Annotated in this window: 1 pseudogene; it reads right to left on the bottom strand. The window is 24.1% G+C overall.

From position 1 onward, the window contains the following. A pseudogene (locus C6B38_RS12155) lies at positions 1-672 on the bottom strand (hypothetical protein); the annotation flags it as partial. Positions 673-976: the final 304 nt, after the last annotated feature.

Genomic DNA, 976 nt, shown 5'->3' with positions numbered 1-976 from the left:
ATTTTCATTATTATTTTCTTTTTTACAACGAATTAATTTTATAATCGGCTTTTTCAATGAAATTGGAATAATAATCCCACTTGCTAACTGGCGAATATTATTTCAAATCATACCCTCACGCTGAGCAGTAAACAACGCACGATGTCCAAAATGTCTCGCTAAAACAATTCACGGTATTTTACCACTATGAACTTTTTTCTCATCGTGAGGACTAGTTCCATCAATATACAAATAACTTTCATCAAATAAAATAACACTATCACCTGGGGGAACCGGTTTTGTTCTATCGGTAAAATCTAAATTTTTCAATGTTAAAACTTTAACTTTATCATCTTCTAACGGATAATTACTATAAATTTCATCTGTTAATAATTTCATAGTTTTTCATAGTTTGCGACAAATAAGTTAAAAGTAATGTTTTACCGGTCCCTAACTTCCCAATAATAACTGATAACGGATTATCTCAAACAAAATTTACGCATTTAACTGATAAAAAATATTTTTTCACAATCATCACACAAAATAAACACACTGCAAAGCAAATAATATTCAAAATACTAAACCAACACAATACAAAGAAATTATCCAAAGTAATAAATCAATTAAATTAAACAAAAGCATTGAACCACTAATATAACAATAGTTTTTAAAGAAAAATATAAATTTTTTCATTTTACCTCCAATAGTTATTTATAATTAAACTAGTATTATTATGGTTTTCTCTCCCCACAWATCAAAAAGGAGAGTGATAAAAATTAAGAAAATTTTAAAAATAATTTCAATATTATTGCCTATCATTGGAATTATAAACTTTTTAATTAATCCTATCTGAAAATTAATTACTACAATTAATTTTGTAGAATGAATATTTAAAAATATTAATCAAATAAAATCAAATAAATGCAAAAGAAATATTTTTTACAACATTATTTATATTAATAATTACTGCATTCGTAATGAAAATATATATTATATT

This window comes from Spiroplasma sp. ChiS, assembly GCF_002968355.1.
In the GTDB taxonomy this organism is placed as follows: domain Bacteria; phylum Bacillota_I; class Bacilli_A; order Mycoplasmatales; family Mycoplasmataceae; genus Spiroplasma; species Spiroplasma citri.
Note: the sequence above shows the minus strand (reverse complement) of the source record. Positions and strands in the feature narration are given on the sequence as shown.